Annotated in this window: 14 protein-coding genes and 2 pseudogenes; 5 read left to right on the top strand and 11 right to left on the bottom strand. The window is 41.3% G+C overall.

What is annotated here, in order from left to right:
- Positions 1 to 84: 84 nt before the first annotated feature.
- The 8 genes and pseudogenes from WA1_RS21940 to WA1_RS21905 form a co-directional block, all read right to left on the bottom strand.
- Entirely contained in the window at positions 85 to 753 is a 669-nt protein-coding gene (locus WA1_RS21940) for an AIM24 family protein (RefSeq protein WP_017744546.1), read from the bottom strand.
- 317 nt (positions 754 to 1,070) lie between these two features.
- Positions 1,071 to 2,237, bottom strand: a pseudogene (locus WA1_RS21935) (acyltransferase family protein).
- A 346-nt stretch (positions 2,238 to 2,583) separates the two neighbouring features.
- Positions 2,584 to 3,180: an urease accessory protein UreG gene (ureG, locus tag WA1_RS21930; protein WP_017744549.1), complete on the bottom strand. Its 597-nt coding sequence runs from the start codon at positions 3,178 to 3,180 to the stop codon at positions 2,584 to 2,586.
- A 157-nt stretch (positions 3,181 to 3,337) separates the two neighbouring features.
- On the bottom strand, positions 3,338 to 4,750 hold the full coding sequence (locus WA1_RS21925) for an RNaseH domain-containing protein (protein ID WP_272819440.1): 1,413 nt from the start codon (positions 4,748 to 4,750) through the stop codon (positions 3,338 to 3,340).
- On the bottom strand, positions 4,729 to 5,463 hold the full coding sequence (locus WA1_RS21920) for a hypothetical protein (RefSeq protein ID WP_017744551.1): 735 nt from the start codon (positions 5,461 to 5,463) through the stop codon (positions 4,729 to 4,731). Before WA1_RS21920 ends, WA1_RS21925 begins: the two co-directional genes overlap by 22 nt.
- On the bottom strand, positions 5,460 to 7,739 hold the full coding sequence (locus WA1_RS21915; protein ID WP_017744552.1) for a hypothetical protein: 2,280 nt from the start codon (positions 7,737 to 7,739) through the stop codon (positions 5,460 to 5,462). Before WA1_RS21915 ends, WA1_RS21920 begins: the two co-directional genes overlap by 4 nt.
- A 169-nt stretch (positions 7,740 to 7,908) precedes the next feature.
- On the bottom strand, positions 7,909 to 9,240 hold the full coding sequence (gene iscB, locus WA1_RS21910; protein ID WP_017750198.1) for an RNA-guided endonuclease IscB: 1,332 nt from the start codon (positions 9,238 to 9,240) through the stop codon (positions 7,909 to 7,911).
- Between the two features lie 237 nt (positions 9,241 to 9,477).
- Positions 9,478 to 10,092: a hypothetical protein gene (locus WA1_RS21905; protein WP_066612964.1), complete on the bottom strand. Its 615-nt coding sequence runs from the start codon at positions 10,090 to 10,092 to the stop codon at positions 9,478 to 9,480.
- Positions 10,093 to 10,299: 207 nt separating this feature from the next.
- Here WA1_RS21905 and WA1_RS21900 point away from each other — a divergent pair, with 207 nt between their 5' ends.
- Positions 10,300 to 10,677, top strand: a complete 378-nt coding sequence (locus tag WA1_RS21900) for a helix-turn-helix domain-containing protein (protein ID WP_026134783.1) — start codon at positions 10,300 to 10,302, stop codon at positions 10,675 to 10,677.
- A gap of 38 nt (positions 10,678 to 10,715) precedes the next feature.
- Positions 10,716 to 11,033 (top strand): annotated as a pseudogene (locus WA1_RS61765) (ImmA/IrrE family metallo-endopeptidase); the annotation flags it as partial.
- Positions 11,034 to 11,140: 107 nt separating this feature from the next.
- Here the strand turns inward: WA1_RS61765 and WA1_RS21895 are convergent.
- The 3 genes from WA1_RS21895 to ureE form a co-directional block, all read right to left on the bottom strand.
- Positions 11,141 to 12,556, bottom strand: a complete 1,416-nt coding sequence (locus WA1_RS21895) for an IS200/IS605 family accessory protein TnpB-related protein (protein ID WP_017744554.1) — start codon at positions 12,554 to 12,556, stop codon at positions 11,141 to 11,143.
- 217 nt (positions 12,557 to 12,773) lie between these two features.
- Entirely contained in the window at positions 12,774 to 13,463 is a 690-nt protein-coding gene (locus WA1_RS21890; protein ID WP_017744555.1) for an urease accessory protein UreF, read from the bottom strand.
- Positions 13,441 to 13,884 carry an urease accessory protein UreE gene (ureE, locus tag WA1_RS21885; RefSeq protein ID WP_017744556.1) on the bottom strand — a complete coding sequence of 148 codons (444 nt, stop codon included), beginning with the start codon at positions 13,882 to 13,884 and terminating at the stop codon, positions 13,441 to 13,443. Before ureE ends, WA1_RS21890 begins: the two co-directional genes overlap by 23 nt.
- Before the next feature lie 75 nt (positions 13,885 to 13,959).
- On the opposite strand from ureE, the gene WA1_RS21880 reads away from it, so the two are divergent.
- The 3 genes from WA1_RS21880 to WA1_RS21870 all read left to right on the top strand — a co-directional run bounded on the left by WA1_RS21880 (position 13,960) and on the right by WA1_RS21870 (position 15,093).
- A complete protein-coding gene (locus WA1_RS21880) occupies positions 13,960 to 14,178 on the top strand; it encodes a hypothetical protein (RefSeq protein ID WP_017744557.1) in 219 nt (72 codons plus the stop codon).
- Positions 14,179 to 14,377: 199 nt separating this feature from the next.
- Positions 14,378 to 14,632 (top strand): TIGR03643 family protein, encoded by a 255-nt coding sequence (locus tag WA1_RS21875; protein WP_017744558.1) that lies wholly within the window; start codon positions 14,378 to 14,380, stop codon positions 14,630 to 14,632.
- 221 nt (positions 14,633 to 14,853) lie between these two features.
- Positions 14,854 to 15,093, top strand: a complete 240-nt coding sequence (locus WA1_RS21870; RefSeq protein WP_148662740.1) for a hypothetical protein — start codon at positions 14,854 to 14,856, stop codon at positions 15,091 to 15,093.
- Positions 15,094 to 15,095: the final 2 nt, after the last annotated feature.

Raw genomic sequence — 15,095 nt, 5'->3', positions numbered from 1 at the left:
TCATGCTCCTTGTTTCAAACCAACGCTTTTAAGCGTGAGTGCCTTCTGCATAGCTGCCTTCTAAATAAATTAGTCTGCTTATTATCAACCTGAAGTTTTAGGGATTGCTGCTGTAATTTCACGAAGCAACTTCACTTGCCAGTAAGGTATAGGAGCAAGCAAGATAGTGCCTGTTCCTTCAAAAGTATTTACCAAAAACTCACCAGAAGTCATCGAACCTAAAATTGATTTGGTTGCTTTCTCAACACGATAATTTAATGTATTTGTGCGGGCGATCGCAAAATTACCATCAACTACCAAACGGTCATTTTGTAATTGAACTACCTCTACAGGTCCTTGCGCCATCATAACCACTTGACCCCTACCTTTGACTTTTGTTTGAAACAAGCCTTCACCGCCAATCAAACCAGACAGTAGCTTATTGCGCTCAACGCCAACCTCTACATTACCATCACTTGCCCAATAAGCCCCACTATCCAAAATCCATTCAGTACCATTCAATTCCATAATATGGAATCCAGATAAAGAAGGCTCTAAATACAACTCTCCAGTCCCTGTATAAGTAGGGCGAAAAATATTTTCACCAGTTGCTAGAGATTTCAGAAAGCCACCTGCTGAAGGTGTTTTAGACTGCATGGTAATGTTGCCACGCATATAGTACAAAGCGCCAGATTCCGTTCGCACTGTTTCGTTTTGTAAAATAACCTTGACTAAGCGCAAGCCTTCTTTTTCTATAACTTCAAAAGTTGCCATTGTTTTCCTGCTCAGAGATACAGTTGCTAGGTTAATAAATATCTTTTCAATTCTGGCACTTGTATTTAGGGATAACTAGTTTTTTTAAACATTTTGACTTAAATATATTTTGTTAAAACTTAAGTAAGTCAGCGCAAATAATCGTCACTAGTTTGTAGTTGCGCTGTCTTCGCTAAAGAGCGACTAAGAACAGAATTTAGAAGTTTTACATTTCGTTACATAGGGAGATTTTTTCTAGTAGCGCGAACAACTCCTAAACTACTAACTACTAAGGATGACAGGCGAGACGCCTGTCCTACACTACTAACCACTAACCACTAACTACTAACATTTTTTTGCAAAAAATTAGACATGAATGGCCGCTCAAATAATAAATAGAACCAGTAAGCCATTAGTACTGATAGTGGTACAGCAACTAAATAAAATATAGTTAAAAAGCTAACTGGTGATAATTGAAGATTCAGCAAAACATTACCTACCACTGTTACTATCACGCCATGAGTGAGATAGAGACTGTAGGAAAAGCCCCCTAATGCAACTAGCCAACGAGTTTCAAAGAACCGTAAAACGAATGGTCTCTTTTTTCCTAGCATAATGAAATTAGTGCAGTAAATTAGCAAACAAGCAGTTGCTAACGCACAAAAGCTATCGCTAATCCATTCATTCAAGCCTAGTTTTTGCCACTCTGTTATGAAGGCAACAACAGCGAATATTATTGCCAACTTATCCCAAGGTAAAAATGTTCTTATTTTGATGAAGGTAGGTTTCTGAGAAAATCCAATATCTGCGGCTGCCATTCCTAGAGCAAATAAGCCTAAAAACCAGGAGTGGACTGCATCAAATCCTGTCACAAAATAGAATGGTACTACGCCAACTAAGTAAGCAACGACAACAACTGAGAATAAATTGAACCGCCTCCAAACAGGTAGCAATAATAGAGGAAATAGAAGATATATCTGCCACTCAACAGCAACACTCCACATCGGTGCATTAATAGAACCAAGTGTACTGCGACTGAAATTATGAATGAGTAAGAGATGAGTGAATACATCATTCAAAGAAAATCTTGGATGAAATTCTCCATACTCAGGAGATTCATGCCATTAAAAAATGGAAAAATTTTCTAATTGTACTATGAAAACTCCTAATAGTATGCTAAACCCAAGCGCTATATAGTAAGGTGGCAAAATTCTTCGCGATCGCTTCTTAAGATATGTCAACCATCCTCCTGATAAGTAACCACTTTGCGAACGAACTATCGGTAACATTAAAACGTAGCCGGAAAGAACAGTGAAAACGACAACAGCAAAATGCCCATATCGCAAAACTTTTCCTAGTATTAGGAAAAAGACTGGGAGTTCGTCCCCCATGTACCGATTTATATGAATCAGCATGATGTACAAAGCTGCTAGTCCACGCCAGCCATCTAAATAATGAAGATGTAGCCTCTGTTCGGTAGTTTTCCCTGACAACGATACTTGCATTTAAATCCTCAAAAAGTATATTATTCAAGCCTGACTTACTATGAAATTAGCAGTCATTGGGTAGATTGATTATTTAAGTACATTAGAAAAAATCTTTTGAATAAAATATGAAGAAACAAACAAGAACAATAAAGGGTTTTTAAAATTTCGTGGTAGATAAATATTTGCTCGCTACATCTACATTCACTTACTTACAGAAGATACATATAGCAATCCCAATACTGCTCTCCTAAGCCGGAACAGAAACCCTGTATCTGGGAGATACCGTGGTTTGGTGAGGCTCAGTAATTTTTCAAAAATCAAATCGAACTCCTATAAATGTAGTAAAAAAATCTAGAAAAATATATTAACCAATATTTATATCAACAAATTGAATTATCTCTGCAAGACCTTCTTGAGTTTTCAAGTTCGTAAAAACAAAAGGCTTACCACCACGCATTTTTTTAGCATCCCTTTCCATCACACTTAAATCTGCACCGACATAGGGAGCTAAATCAATTTTATTGATGACCAACAGATCTGATTTAGTAATTCCAGGACCACCTTTACGGGGAATTTTATCACCAGCAGCAACATCTATAACGTAAATCGTTAAATCTACCAATTCTGGGCTGAAAGTTGCTGCCAAATTATCTCCGCCACTCTCCAAAAATACCAAATCTAAGTTCAAAAACTGCATCTCCAACTGTTCGATCGCAGCCAAATTCATCGAAGCATCTTCCCTGATAGCGGTGTGAGGACAACCTCCTGTTTCTACTCCTAAAATGCGATCGCTTGCCAAAGCTTGAGAACGAACCAAAAATTGAGCATCTTCTTGAGTATAAATATCATTAGTCACCACCGCAATTTGATAGCGATCGCGCATTGCCTTACACAAAGCATCAACTAAAGCTGTTTTTCCCGACCCCACAGGTCCCGCAACACCGACTCGAAAAGCGTTCATTGTTGTTAGTTAGTGGTTAGTTGTTAGTGGTTAATTGTTTAAAAATACCACTAACAATTAACCACTAACCACTACTTGGGGGGTATTGACTCAATCTCCTTCCAAACAAAGCTTAAGTGGCTTAAGATATGTATTTAAGCCAGACCCCAAGGTAATGTTAATCGTCTAGACCAAGAATGCACAAGCAATCGTCTATTAGTTGTTTGCCTAAATGCATTGGGTAAGGGTAAAGAATATTTCCCATTGACCATGCTGGTGAAATTCGCATATAGTGTGGCACTCGGCACAATACTTTTAGATATTCTTCTGCCTGAAAATCTGGGCGGACAAAAAATGGTACAATTTCCATCATTTGCTGATGTTTGAAGGCAATATTTGCACCGTACTCATCGTCTTGAGAATCGAGCATATAAAGTTCCCGTGAAGTTTTACTGTCCTGACCTTTTTGTGTGTTGGGTAACCCTCCCACGGAGAAGTAATGCAGTAGTTCTGGTACAGTCTTGTCTAAGAAACCACTTAAATGCTTAAAATCTCGAGATAGAGCATCTTCATCCCAAGTTTTTCTATTAGTGATATACTGCGGCGTCTCATTCCCGGTTCTTAGACGAACCACTGACAACAAGTTAATTAATTGGTTATTATCGCGTGTATACTCGCAATTATGACCGGGAACATGATGAAAGTTCAAGACATCCCGTTGTGCCAGTAGATACTCATTCTTCAGTTGAAACCAGTTCTTGCTATCATTGTCTTCGCCGCGCTCGTTACGCCATCCTTCAGCTTCAATCAGCACAATTGTGGGTCTTTCTAAATGTTGTGTGAGTACGTCTGCTACAAACTGCACTAACTCTATGCCTTTTAACCGGATTCTACTTTGAACGCACTTTTTGTTTTCTTCAATGCGATCGCGGCGTGCATCGGAAAATAACTTTCCAACAGCAATTCCTGCTTGTGTATAAGAAGTCCAATCGCTCGCACCAGGAAGGAGTGTATCCACCTCACCTGTTGCACGTAAACGAACGGCAAGAGCATAGTGGATGTCACGCGGATAGCGATTGATTTTTCGACGACAAAAAGCAACAACGTCTAATTCTTGGGCAGTAATTTCTGGTACGTTTGCTGATGCATAAACTTCAGATGGTAGTCCATAGAGCGCTCCTACTTGACGTAATGTTGCGTCCAGCACAGCGTTCATAACACGCCCTTTTGTCTGTTTGCTGTAAGTAGGCTCCGTGTTTTCTTGGTCGTCTTCTTTCTCAGTTGTTTTTGGTTTAACCGTCTGTATCATTTGCGAGTTAATCTTCTCCAAAACGCAAGCTTCTCGGACTGCTCCTTTGATATTTTGTTGAGGTAGAAATTCCTTCTTTTTAGTCTGACCAATTTCAATAATGGCAAAGCAATAAGGATCTGTTTCTTGATGACTAAGAGAAGTAATATGTTGCTGTAGAAACTGACGCCATAAATCCCGCTTCGATTCATGTTGCTTCCGCATTTGCTTATCAAAATCTTTGCCATCTTTGGGAGTAAGCCCAGCTTTATCAAGTGGTCCTAGAAGATCTGAATTGTTAATCCAGAGTTGTGAAACTTGGATGTGCTCTGGAAAATTCTCCTCTTCCTTAAGAAGAAAGGCATCACGTAATTGTCGGAACCGCCACCTTGTACTTTACGCCATTGGATTTCTTGTTCCCTTCGTCCAGACCGAATAATGCACTTCTGCCCATGAAGTCGGGTTGCTAGAAGACTCGGAATTGCTTGAAAACCAAGCCCCTTTTCTGCATTGAGATCGCGAACCAGTGTTTCTGGCTTGATGCGTTTCCACTCCCAGTTTGTCGGCATGACTTCTACTGTTTCTAAAAAGCGATCGCAGACGCTATCTATTTCATCTTTTTTGCCTTTGTTATGATATTGCTGTGTCCACTTCTGGTCCCAAATTTGTACTAACTGTTGTATCCGATCAGGAGCAGGCGTTAATAGTGGATTTTCTGGCGTTCCCACAGCTAGTGCTTGAAACACAGGAATAGAGTTTTCTACCTCAAAATACTCAAAGCCGTGCGTTAAGGTAGGCACACAGGCAAGCAACGCATTATTCAACTGACGATATGGTGGCGGAACTGGAGGTTTTTTGCTCCGAGATAGTACGCGCTCCATTTCATAGCGAAATTTTGCTACCTCTTTAGCAAAAGGGAATGAAAGCACGGCAATATCCAAATTCACAAGTTCATCTGCTATTAAGCTCATGCGAGCAGGTAGCGCAGCCGTTGGTAACGTCGTTTTATTTGTCATATGCTTTCCTTATCTCTTGCATCTATTTCCCAAGTAAAGTTGTCGATATTTACTAAAGCATCAACTAAAGGTTGGTATAGGGCTTTACAGATTGGGTTTTTATCAACGTAGTCACAAAGTAAGTCGATGATTGCCGCCAACAAACTTGTACGTGGTGTGTCAGCTTGCTCTTGTTTGGCATTGTTTGGTGCCCAAGCTGCATCAACAAAGTAGGCGTGGAACGGAACACCTCCACGTAAAAGACGACCCACTGCCTGAATGATTAACCCAGCAGTCGTGGCAGCAAGGTCATGACGCGGAAAAGCACGTAATTCTTCATTATTACGCAATGTTTTGTAGTAGGAGCGATGTTCTACCGATCTCCAATAGCGTGCAGCAAGTTGACGTACAGCTTCGGCACGCTGTAAAACTCCGTCTTCTTGCCAAGCAACAAAATTTTCATCCTCTAACCAATCTAGAGTACGACAATTTAGCTCTTGTGCAATTGCTTGCGTATCATGTGGGTGTGGGTATGGACGGGTGAGAAAGTACACCGATCCGAAAGCTGCTTTGCCATTTTTATTTAGTATGTTGAACCCACGCCCGATGGAATTAATTGGTGCAACAAGGATTTTACCTCCTGTCAAGGCAAAGGTTTCAATGTCAGCACGTTTAAGCGCACCAAACTCTCCTACCATTTGAATGTCAAAGCCGTCCTCCATTTCCTTGGTATCTGGTGTAAGGTGGTACACGTATTCATTCATACTCGACCAGCAACCCCTGATTTCGTTTGCTGTCCAACGTGCTTGAGGGTAGGAATTGACAAGTAACAGTAGGCGTCCTCTATCCTCCCAAGAATTAGGGTCACCCTCGCTTAAGAGCTTTAGTCTGTCTAGTTCTTGTCCTAAGCATCCCGTGCCATTGTTAGCAACTAGTGCTTGTGCCATCTCCTTAATCAATCCCATTTTTTGACGCTCTGGCCGCCCAGAAATGCGTATGGCTTCGTCATTCCGTTTCTGCTGAGGTAGAAATTTGAAGTTGCTAGAGGCAATTGCCTCTCTTGCTTTTGACTCTGGCATTAAAATACCTTGCGGCTTGCCTACATGAAAGCGGGTTGAATGTGGCAAATACGAAGTTCCTGATAATGCTAGTACATTAGGTCCACGCTGACCATCCAAGTCTGTCAGCAAGCGATGGAAATTCAAAACATAGTAACGACCAATGTTTGTGTAGGCAAACAAAGATAGAGCATTTTCGCTGCTATTTTCAGATTGGTTGAAACTGTCATCTTTTCGAGAATAATAAGTGCCAAACTGCCGCCCTGTAGGAGGAAGTGGTAATATATTTAACATTGCAGTTGGCATTCGGCGGTGTGGTGGCTCTTCCTCAAGTTTGGATGGTCTGTTATGCCACTCATAAAAAACAATTCGTGTGTGTCGATCTAACAAAGCAATTGTGAGAGCGAATTGTAGACGATAAGCTAGAGTTTCGAGAGTGTCAACTGGATCTAATTCGTTCTCTTTTAAAGGATTTCGCCGTTTTTTCTTGGCTGGCTGTTGTGAATTATTTTGACGTTTCTCTAGTTCTGCTCGCAGTTCTGCTAACTGTCTTTCAGTATGTGGAAAAAAGTCAAGTATCCAAGCTTTGCAAGCAAGATGAATATTGCGATCGGTTGCGCTTTCGCCAATACTGTTAATTTGTTGAACGAGAAGTGCAAGTCTGTCAACTTTGGGATTAGATCGGGGTTGTCTGATTAAAGGATCTTCATCAAGCAATGCATCGAAATACTGCACAGTCTGCTGCACGCGCTGAGTGTTTGCCTTCAGTTGTTCCTCTGAAATATCTGGGGGATCGAACTCTTCGAGTCCAGTAAGACGACGAGCAAATTTGAACAAGAGGGAGTTGGGCGTAAAGTAGCCGCGTTCTATCCATTGACGTAAAAACTCATGCCCGGAACGCTTATCTAATAGTGTTAAGGTAGCAGTAATTGCTTTTTGGGCATCGCGTTCCGCACCTGTCCATCGCTGTGTTAGCGGTGGTGGATTCCGATTGAATCGCATATAATCCTCAGTCTTCACACCGATCTCATCAAATACACCACCATTTGTAAGTAAAACCTCCTCAGCATATACGTCGTCAAACCACTTAATAACCGTGTCTACCTCATCAAAGATAACGATATCCGACTGCTCGTAAACAAGTTCGCCTATCTTAATTGGTCGTAACTCAAGGTGACGGGGTAAACCTGCCATTGACATTGCGCCTGGAGTTGTGACCCAAACACGGGCAAGCGGCATATCGCGGTACACCTGTTGCGATGGGCAATTAGCTTAATCCAAGAGAAGCCTCTCATTCACTCTGTACTCAGAGGAATGATGAGATGAATCTTGGGGCAATGACGAATTGACTTCCGACTTATGTTAACCGTAGGTTAACGCGGGAGTGAAGTCGATGAGGAATTGCCAATTACGGCACGATTTGACATAAACCAGATCTCCTTTTAACAGGATTGACTTTATTAACGTTAACCACCTTATTTTTGACACCAGGATAGTTTTTCAACTTCACACCAGTACCTAAGTTTTGCATTCCAATAACTTCGTATACCTGACCTTCAAATTGAACTAAATCCTTGGGTTGGTATCGGTAACGGTATTTTTTAATTCGACGTTGCCCTTTTGATACTTTGTGTTTCCGGTAAAGTCTCAAGTTTTCACCATTTTTTTGTTTGTTGCGAGTTCTCCTACCTGAGGATAATTCCGAACCAGATTTAGTTGAGCCGTCTCTACTATCAATATATTTGGCATCATAGAACTGCTCCATCGAGCGCTTATTTCGCCTAATTTGTTCTAGGATTAATGATTCTACTCTTTTCTGAATAGTACCACCTGCAACAACAAATGCATCGTTGTGATGAGATTTTTCTATTTTAAATTCTCTTCTAATGCCTTTGGTGATGTAGCCATAAGTTGAACTATATCGTCCATCATTAGTCAAACGCCATCTAACTGTTGTCATAAAGGTTTCACCTTTAAATGACTTCAGCTTTGGCTCCCATCCACAAAGGAAACCACTCTTTTTATGATTTTTGGATGCATGGCATTTATTACATAAGGTAATCAGGTTGGCAGGTCTATCTGTTCTGTCTTCTTTCCAAAACCCTAAGTGATGTACTTCTAATATTGGATTGACATCTTTATTTTTACAATTGGGGTTTTGACATTTATGCCCATCTCTGTGCAAAATGTATTCACGTAAATTATCAAAGCCATATTTTTCTCCCTGTTGATAACCCACACCTTGGATTTCAGCATCCTTTATTCTCTGAATGTCAAAACTAGCTACTTCAATCGTAATTTTTTTGACTGGAACTATTTTCTGAATTTTATCAATGATTTTGTGATGAGTATCTAGTTTGTGCTGAATACTTGGTGCTAGCCAATTGTCTTTACGCCTACGATTATCAAATCTTGGCGCACGATATCTTTTTCTATTTCTTCTTTGCTGACGGTATTTTTTTCGTTCTGTCAATCGTTCAGACACACCTTTTAACATCTGAACTTCACCACCAATTAATTCTTCTTTCTCGTTGACTACACTGTACCCAATATTTTGATAACCTGCATCAATCCCTAAATTTCCTGGTTGAGTATAACCACTAGAACCATAAATTAATTGAATGGTAAATGGAGCGCGACAATAAATTTTGGCTTTCCCTTCCTTCAAAAGCAACCGAGCTTTACGGGGAGTCGTAGGCATTAACGGTTTGCCGTGTTTGTTGACAACGTAGACTTTCATGATTTGTATTCCTAATAAACAGGTAATCGCCTTACAGCGTGGTTCCCTTTGCCAATGTTTATCCAGGTTTTATACCAGCAACACTTTTCCTCTTCCTGTAGAAATGTTTAATCACTGGTCGTAGAGTTCAGAACTAGGGATCGAGACGCTACTCTCTGTATTCTGAAGTACCTATATATTCTGGTTAAACGTGGTGATTTCTTGCGTAACGAACCACCTAGGCTAATGACGTACTTCCTAATTTCTTAAGAAGCCCACATTCACCCTGTACCCAGGGGAATGTGTGGAGTCGTCACTAAAGAAAGGACATAGATGTGGACGCTCAGTTTTTTGTTGTTTGCCTCCAACTATATTATGTTCGCCATCAGGTGCCTTTTTTAAGGAGTGACATGGCTCGGTTCCTGGCTTAAGTGGCTTACCCTCTAAACGGTCAATGATATCACTGGAGTGAAGCCGACCTTGTAGAGGGCAAGCAGTTCCCAACCAACGATCGCCCCAGTGTGGCTGTCCGCGTTGCAAGTGTTCTTGATAATCCCTTGTGGCATAAAAGCGTTCCAACAACTGTTCATAGAGATACTGGCTTGCTTCCTCGCTCAGTGCTCTATCGTATATCAAGCCGAAATCTGGGTCAAATTCCTTGGGAATTTCCAATGGATACCATGTTAGCAAAGGTTTTCCTAGGAGAGAAAAAAGACCTTCAAGGGTGCGAGGGTACGGCGTGGCTGTCATCTTCAATGCCAATTTGTTACAGGCATGCTGTAACAAGTCAGGATAGGGGTAGTTATGGTTTTGACGGAAAAATTCTGCCAAACCCACAACAAGATAGTCAAAATTGTTGCTGTCTTTTGCCATAATGCCCTCATTGATAAACAAAGCGGTGCTGAAGCGAAGCCAACTTTCAGTCGATCGCTGTTTTATTTGTGATACAATTGTTCAATGAATTTGACACAACCATATCTTATCTCCAAATCCGTGTCAAGAAAAACACAAATGTTTCAGAGATGAAACAAGTCTTCTGATTCGAGTAAACGCACCAGTCTTGATGAATGAGGAACGATTGTGGGAAGCTACTTGGATATGAACCAATTGGCAACGATAGTTCGCACTAAGCGCGGCACCAGAGGATTGCGCGAAACTGCCAAGGAAATTGGAAATATTAGTCCATCCACACTTTCGCGAGTAGAAAACGGTAAAATGCCGGATATGGAAACCTTTTTATTACTATGTGACTGGCTAGAAGTGCCACCCGCCGAACTTATCAAGAATACAGAAGAGGCAGGGAATCCTTCTGTTTTGGAGACTCCTGACGCTATTGCAATACAACTGAGAGCTGATAAGAATTTAGACCCAGCGATCGCCAATGCATTAGCATCTCTGGTTAAGGCAGCATATCACGACCTTTCCCAAAGTAATACTAATCCAAAGCAGGAGTCCTAGAAATCGTGTCAATAACTCAAAGGTTATCATTTGCATTTATGCGAAAGTGTGAGGGAATTGCGACCGAGAGGCGCAGCTTGCTGAGATTGCAGGCGTTTGAGTCACTACCCGCAGACGTTCTGGCAAAAGAATTAAGAGCAACAGTTTTTACACCTGAGAAGATTCCTAAAGCAGACCAAGAGCAAGTAGCGGTACTACTGAATAGTGACGCATGGTCAGCAGCAGTGATTTGCCAAGCTCCCCTTTGGATAATACACAACCCACGCCATGCACTTACAAGGCGTGAGTCAAACCTGATGCACGAGTTTGCACACGTGCTGTTAAAGCATCAAATTGTCCGTTTCGATCTGAAGACTGGACTTCCCCAACGGCGTCAAAGTGACGAAGACGAGGCAACTTACTTGGGTGGATGTCTTGAACGCACCACCAACCAAATCAAAGATTATGGTTGGGGATTCTTACGCTATGAAACCGAAAGGTTCCACAACGTCCCCAGCGTTATCGGCGTCCGCGATTTATTCGTGGAACTTCTGTCCTCGAATACTCTAGAGAAGGTTTTATCACCTATTAACGAGCAATACCAATATCTGGCGGCAATGTTATATGATGCGGATAGATCGGCTTGGTAAATTTTACCAGTAGTGAATCTTGCCAGAGAATAATTATTTTTATTCCGTTTGACTTTTCCACTTCCATCATAAGCATAAGCACTTGTGTATTTAGGATTGATAGTTTGAACAATCCCTCCCAATTCAGTCCATCTCTGAGTTAATGTCTCTACTATTTTTCGGTGACACCAAAGATGGAATTTTTGTTTAGTTAGAGATTTCTTCCGACCTGCCTTAGCTTTCCATCCTTCAAGGTTTTCTATAACAATTACCTTAACTTTGTGGAGATTGGCAAAGTCTATAATTCTCTTACTAATTTTTCTGGCTATCTCCAAATTGATCTTTGAAGATTTGCGATATAGTCCTTTACAAAAACCCTTGGGGAGTTTTTTATCTTTTCCAATTCTTGCTTTGGTCTGCTTGGATTTATGAGCTATCATCATGCGTCGTTGATTGCGTCGGTCTATGTCTCTAGCTGGATTGATAAACAATCTTCCCTTTACAGTACCGTCACGACCAACGATTGAACAAGTTGCCGCATTATTTATACCCAAATCCACACCTAAAACGTCATCTGAGTCCTCCTTATTCACTTTGAGTATTTTCACAGGCATAGATAATTGACAAGTCTTTTTATTGACCACTAATGCCGGAGATTGCATTTCATTGCCAACTACAAGATGTCTATTGTCACCACATCCTTTAACTGGTATTTTATTAATCCATACCCAATCTTTACCATTCCACACTTTGATATCTACCGAACTGTAATTTAAGCCGTAACGAACTTGTTGACCCTTATATAAGGATGGATAAGAGTTACACATTGCTGTCAACACTGGCGGTTTAGCATCGCGCCTTGAACGAATACCAGATTGCCATTCTCTGTAACGGGTCTGGAAACTGGACACTATGCCAAGAGCATCTGCAATTGCAGCCCTTCTTAAATAACTTGGGAATTTTCGGAAAGACGGATATTTATAAATGACTTTTTGATAATAGTTATGTTTAGGCTCTGGATTATCTGTTGTTTTGTGTATTATCTTCTCAACAGCAGCAACCCTTTCCTTTGCAGATAACTCAGCGAGTTCTATCCATTGAGCATTTATAATTAAAACAAGAGGCTTGAGGAATCTTCGATATTCCTCTATCGTCATAATTAGTTGTTGCTTTTCTTCTGGTTTAGTCGCCAAATCCCAAACATCAGTTCTAATTATTTCTGATAATCCTTTTTTTCTCTTGCCCTTGTTTTTTCTCTTTCTCTTGCTCATTGGTTCGACCTACCACTATAATTTTATAGTACCTAAACGTTAAGGATAAGTCACGGGGGTCTAACACGTACAAAAAGAGCGGAACCCTATTATGGGATATCACCTAATACCCCTCAATTAATAAAGGGGCTTGAGGGTTCCGCTCTTTTTGAGGGGACAATGCGTCGTCAAGTGCCTGTAACAGAATCACAGAAAAATTGGCAGAAGGGACTAACTACTAACTCCTAAACAACCTTGTATATTGAGTTTCATGAGCCATGCTTGCTAAAGATAAGCCCCAACTACAACAGCTAAGGTTATCATCTTCTAACTCCACAATCTCCTCTACAGCAACAACAAGTAATTCTTGTAACGAGAGCAGGACTTGCTGTCCTGCAGTTTGTCCTAAAGGAAGGAGTTTTACACCACCCGTTATCAGATTGCTTGCCCAACTATGTAAATATGCTAATAGTGCTGCTCGTACTTCAATATTCCAATGTGCAGCAGCAATCCCAAAAGCAACAGCATAATTGCAAGGATTACCAACAGCATCTGTAATAGACACCATCTGTGGTAACAATTCTACCAGAAGTCGGATGAGCGATCGCCCCATTTGCCAGCTAGAAGCGCGTAACTCCTCAGTTTCACGAGCGGCAGATAACCAGCTATTCCAATAGGATAACCCCTTTAGATCGCTGATTTTCACAGACTGATAAGCCCGCATCATAACAGCACCTTCTAACCGAATTGCCCCGTAACGCAGCTCTGCTTCCAACCAATGTTGCAAGGTGACGCGGTCTTTTATTGTGCCATTTTCCACCAATGTTTCCAATCCTTCAGAATAGCTGTAGGCACCCACTGGCAAAGCAGGGCTAGCCAGTTGTAAAAGACACAAAAGATGATTTTCAGCGAGCATGATGGTGTCCATAAGCACCCGATTCAGGTTGAAAAGGTGTAATTTCTTCTTTGACTTCCAGCCCAAGTTGTTCAAGCATTGTGCGTAAAACTGGATCGGGAGATAACCGTAAATAAGTTGTTGCTATCTCTACAGGTACATGGCGGTTTCCCAAATGGTAAGCCGCCCTAAGTAAATCTAACAGTGTTTGGGCAGTGACCGTCAAAACAGGTTCTGGTTTGGCAGTGATTCTCACCAAACCCCCACTCGTTTCATCTAGCAAAATCTCTCCGTCTTGCAATACCATCCCTCTCGGTAAACGAACAAAGACAGTTTGTCCATCCTCCGTTTCAAAGCGATGACGGGTGCGAGTCCGTTCCTCCGCAGTTAAAGCCAGAGTTAGAGTCACTACTGTATCTGGATTTGGTTGCTTGCGCTGGGTCAAAGTATACATGGGCGTAATTCTTTTGCTAGATGAAGTTTACAGCAGCACAAGTAAATTAGGTGGTGAACATCCACGAAGATCGCTATGAGAGATCAAGATCATCCAACTCACCAACATCCTACGACCGATCGTCCAACGCCACCGTACTACGAGCCAAAACCTGCCAATATATCTACCGTTCAAGACCACGGACAGAACGATCCTGAAAAAAGTATTCCCATACAGCTTGCGCTTAACGCTTCAATAGGAGTGTTAGTCATTCTCCTTTTTGCAACAGCTTATTATTACGGGCTTCTTCACTAAGAATATTTTTCCTGATTTACCAAACAAAGCTAAAGGGCACGCTTGGAAATTATGTATTTCCAATTGTGTCCTTTGTAATATATAATTTAAGTAAGCATAATGAACTGCGTACACCAAAACGTCATAAAAATGGGCACTGGGTTCTCCCCTAACCCCTAACCCCTAACCCCTAACCCCTGACCCCTCTTCAAAGTCATTTATGAAATTACCCGAACTTAATACCGACACAATCGATCGCATTATTGAAATGGCATGGGAAGACAGAACACCATTTGAGGCAATAGAAAAACAATTTGGGGTGTCAGAAAAAGAAGTCATCGCTCTGATGCGTCGTGAAATGAAAGCATCCAGTTTTCGGATGTGGCGGGAACGAGTGACTGGACGCAAAACCAAGCATAAGCAAAAGCGAGAGTTTGTTGCCGGTCGGTTTAAATCAGACAATCAAAAGACATAATTACATCACAGACTGTCTAATTAATCACAATATAAGCTAGAGAGGGTATCTCCAGTACATCTGAAAGCAGTCTTTCATGGGAGGACTTAGAATGAGTACGTTTGAGAGAGATCCTCACACAAGCTCGTTACAACTGTTATCGTCTGTTATCAGTAAAAGTCAAAGCGAAATTTACAGGCGTAACCTTCTCATACCTTAATATACCGCAATGGATGGCTACAATGACTTTTTGGCTACTAGTTATTAGTGCTTATGTAGGTGTCAGTGGTGAATTTCTAGGTGCGGTATTTGGCTTAACAAAGATTTTGGTAATCACTGCAAAAGGACTTCCTCAAGGTCCTATTTGGATGGAAACCATTGTTGAAATATCCACCAAAGCTATAAGTGTGTTTATCCTGTTAGCCTGCGGCTTCATCCTCTTTGGTTTAAGACCAACTAAATCAGTGACCAGTGACCAGTGACC

It is taken from the genome of Scytonema hofmannii PCC 7110 (assembly GCF_000346485.2).
Classification (GTDB): Bacteria; Cyanobacteriota; Cyanobacteriia; order Cyanobacteriales; family Nostocaceae; genus Scytonema; species Scytonema hofmannii.
This window is presented reverse-complemented; position numbering and strand designations above follow the sequence as displayed.

What these genes read in the sequence shown, in the direction of transcription:
- WA1_RS21920 (WP_017744551.1), bottom strand. Translation starts at nt 5,463, where the DNA reads ATGACAAATAAAACGACGTTACCAACGGCTGCGCTACCTGCTCGCATG.
- WA1_RS21905 (WP_066612964.1), bottom strand. Translation starts at nt 10,092, where the DNA reads ATGGCAAAAGACAGCAACAATTTTGACTATCTTGTTGTGGGTTTGGCA.
- WA1_RS21915 (WP_017744552.1), bottom strand. Translation starts at nt 7,739, where the DNA reads ATGCCGCTTGCCCGTGTTTGGGTCACAACTCCAGGCGCAATGTCAATG.
- WA1_RS21895 (WP_017744554.1), bottom strand. Translation starts at nt 12,556, where the DNA reads ATGAGCAAGAGAAAGAGAAAAAACAAGGGCAAGAGAAAAAAAGGATTA.
- WA1_RS21880 (WP_017744557.1), top strand. Translation starts at nt 13,960, where the DNA reads ATGAGAGATCAAGATCATCCAACTCACCAACATCCTACGACCGATCGT.
- WA1_RS21875 (WP_017744558.1), top strand. Translation starts at nt 14,378, where the DNA reads ATGAAATTACCCGAACTTAATACCGACACAATCGATCGCATTATTGAA.
- WA1_RS21940 (WP_017744546.1), bottom strand. Translation starts at nt 753, where the DNA reads ATGGCAACTTTTGAAGTTATAGAAAAAGAAGGCTTGCGCTTAGTCAAG.
- ureE (WP_017744556.1), bottom strand. Translation starts at nt 13,884, where the DNA reads ATGTATACTTTGACCCAGCGCAAGCAACCAAATCCAGATACAGTAGTG.
- WA1_RS21870 (WP_148662740.1), top strand. Translation starts at nt 14,854, where the DNA reads ATGACTTTTTGGCTACTAGTTATTAGTGCTTATGTAGGTGTCAGTGGT.
- iscB (WP_017750198.1), bottom strand. Translation starts at nt 9,240, where the DNA reads ATGAAAGTCTACGTTGTCAACAAACACGGCAAACCGTTAATGCCTACG.
- WA1_RS21890 (WP_017744555.1), bottom strand. Translation starts at nt 13,463, where the DNA reads ATGGACACCATCATGCTCGCTGAAAATCATCTTTTGTGTCTTTTACAA.
- ureG (WP_017744549.1), bottom strand. Translation starts at nt 3,180, where the DNA reads ATGAACGCTTTTCGAGTCGGTGTTGCGGGACCTGTGGGGTCGGGAAAA.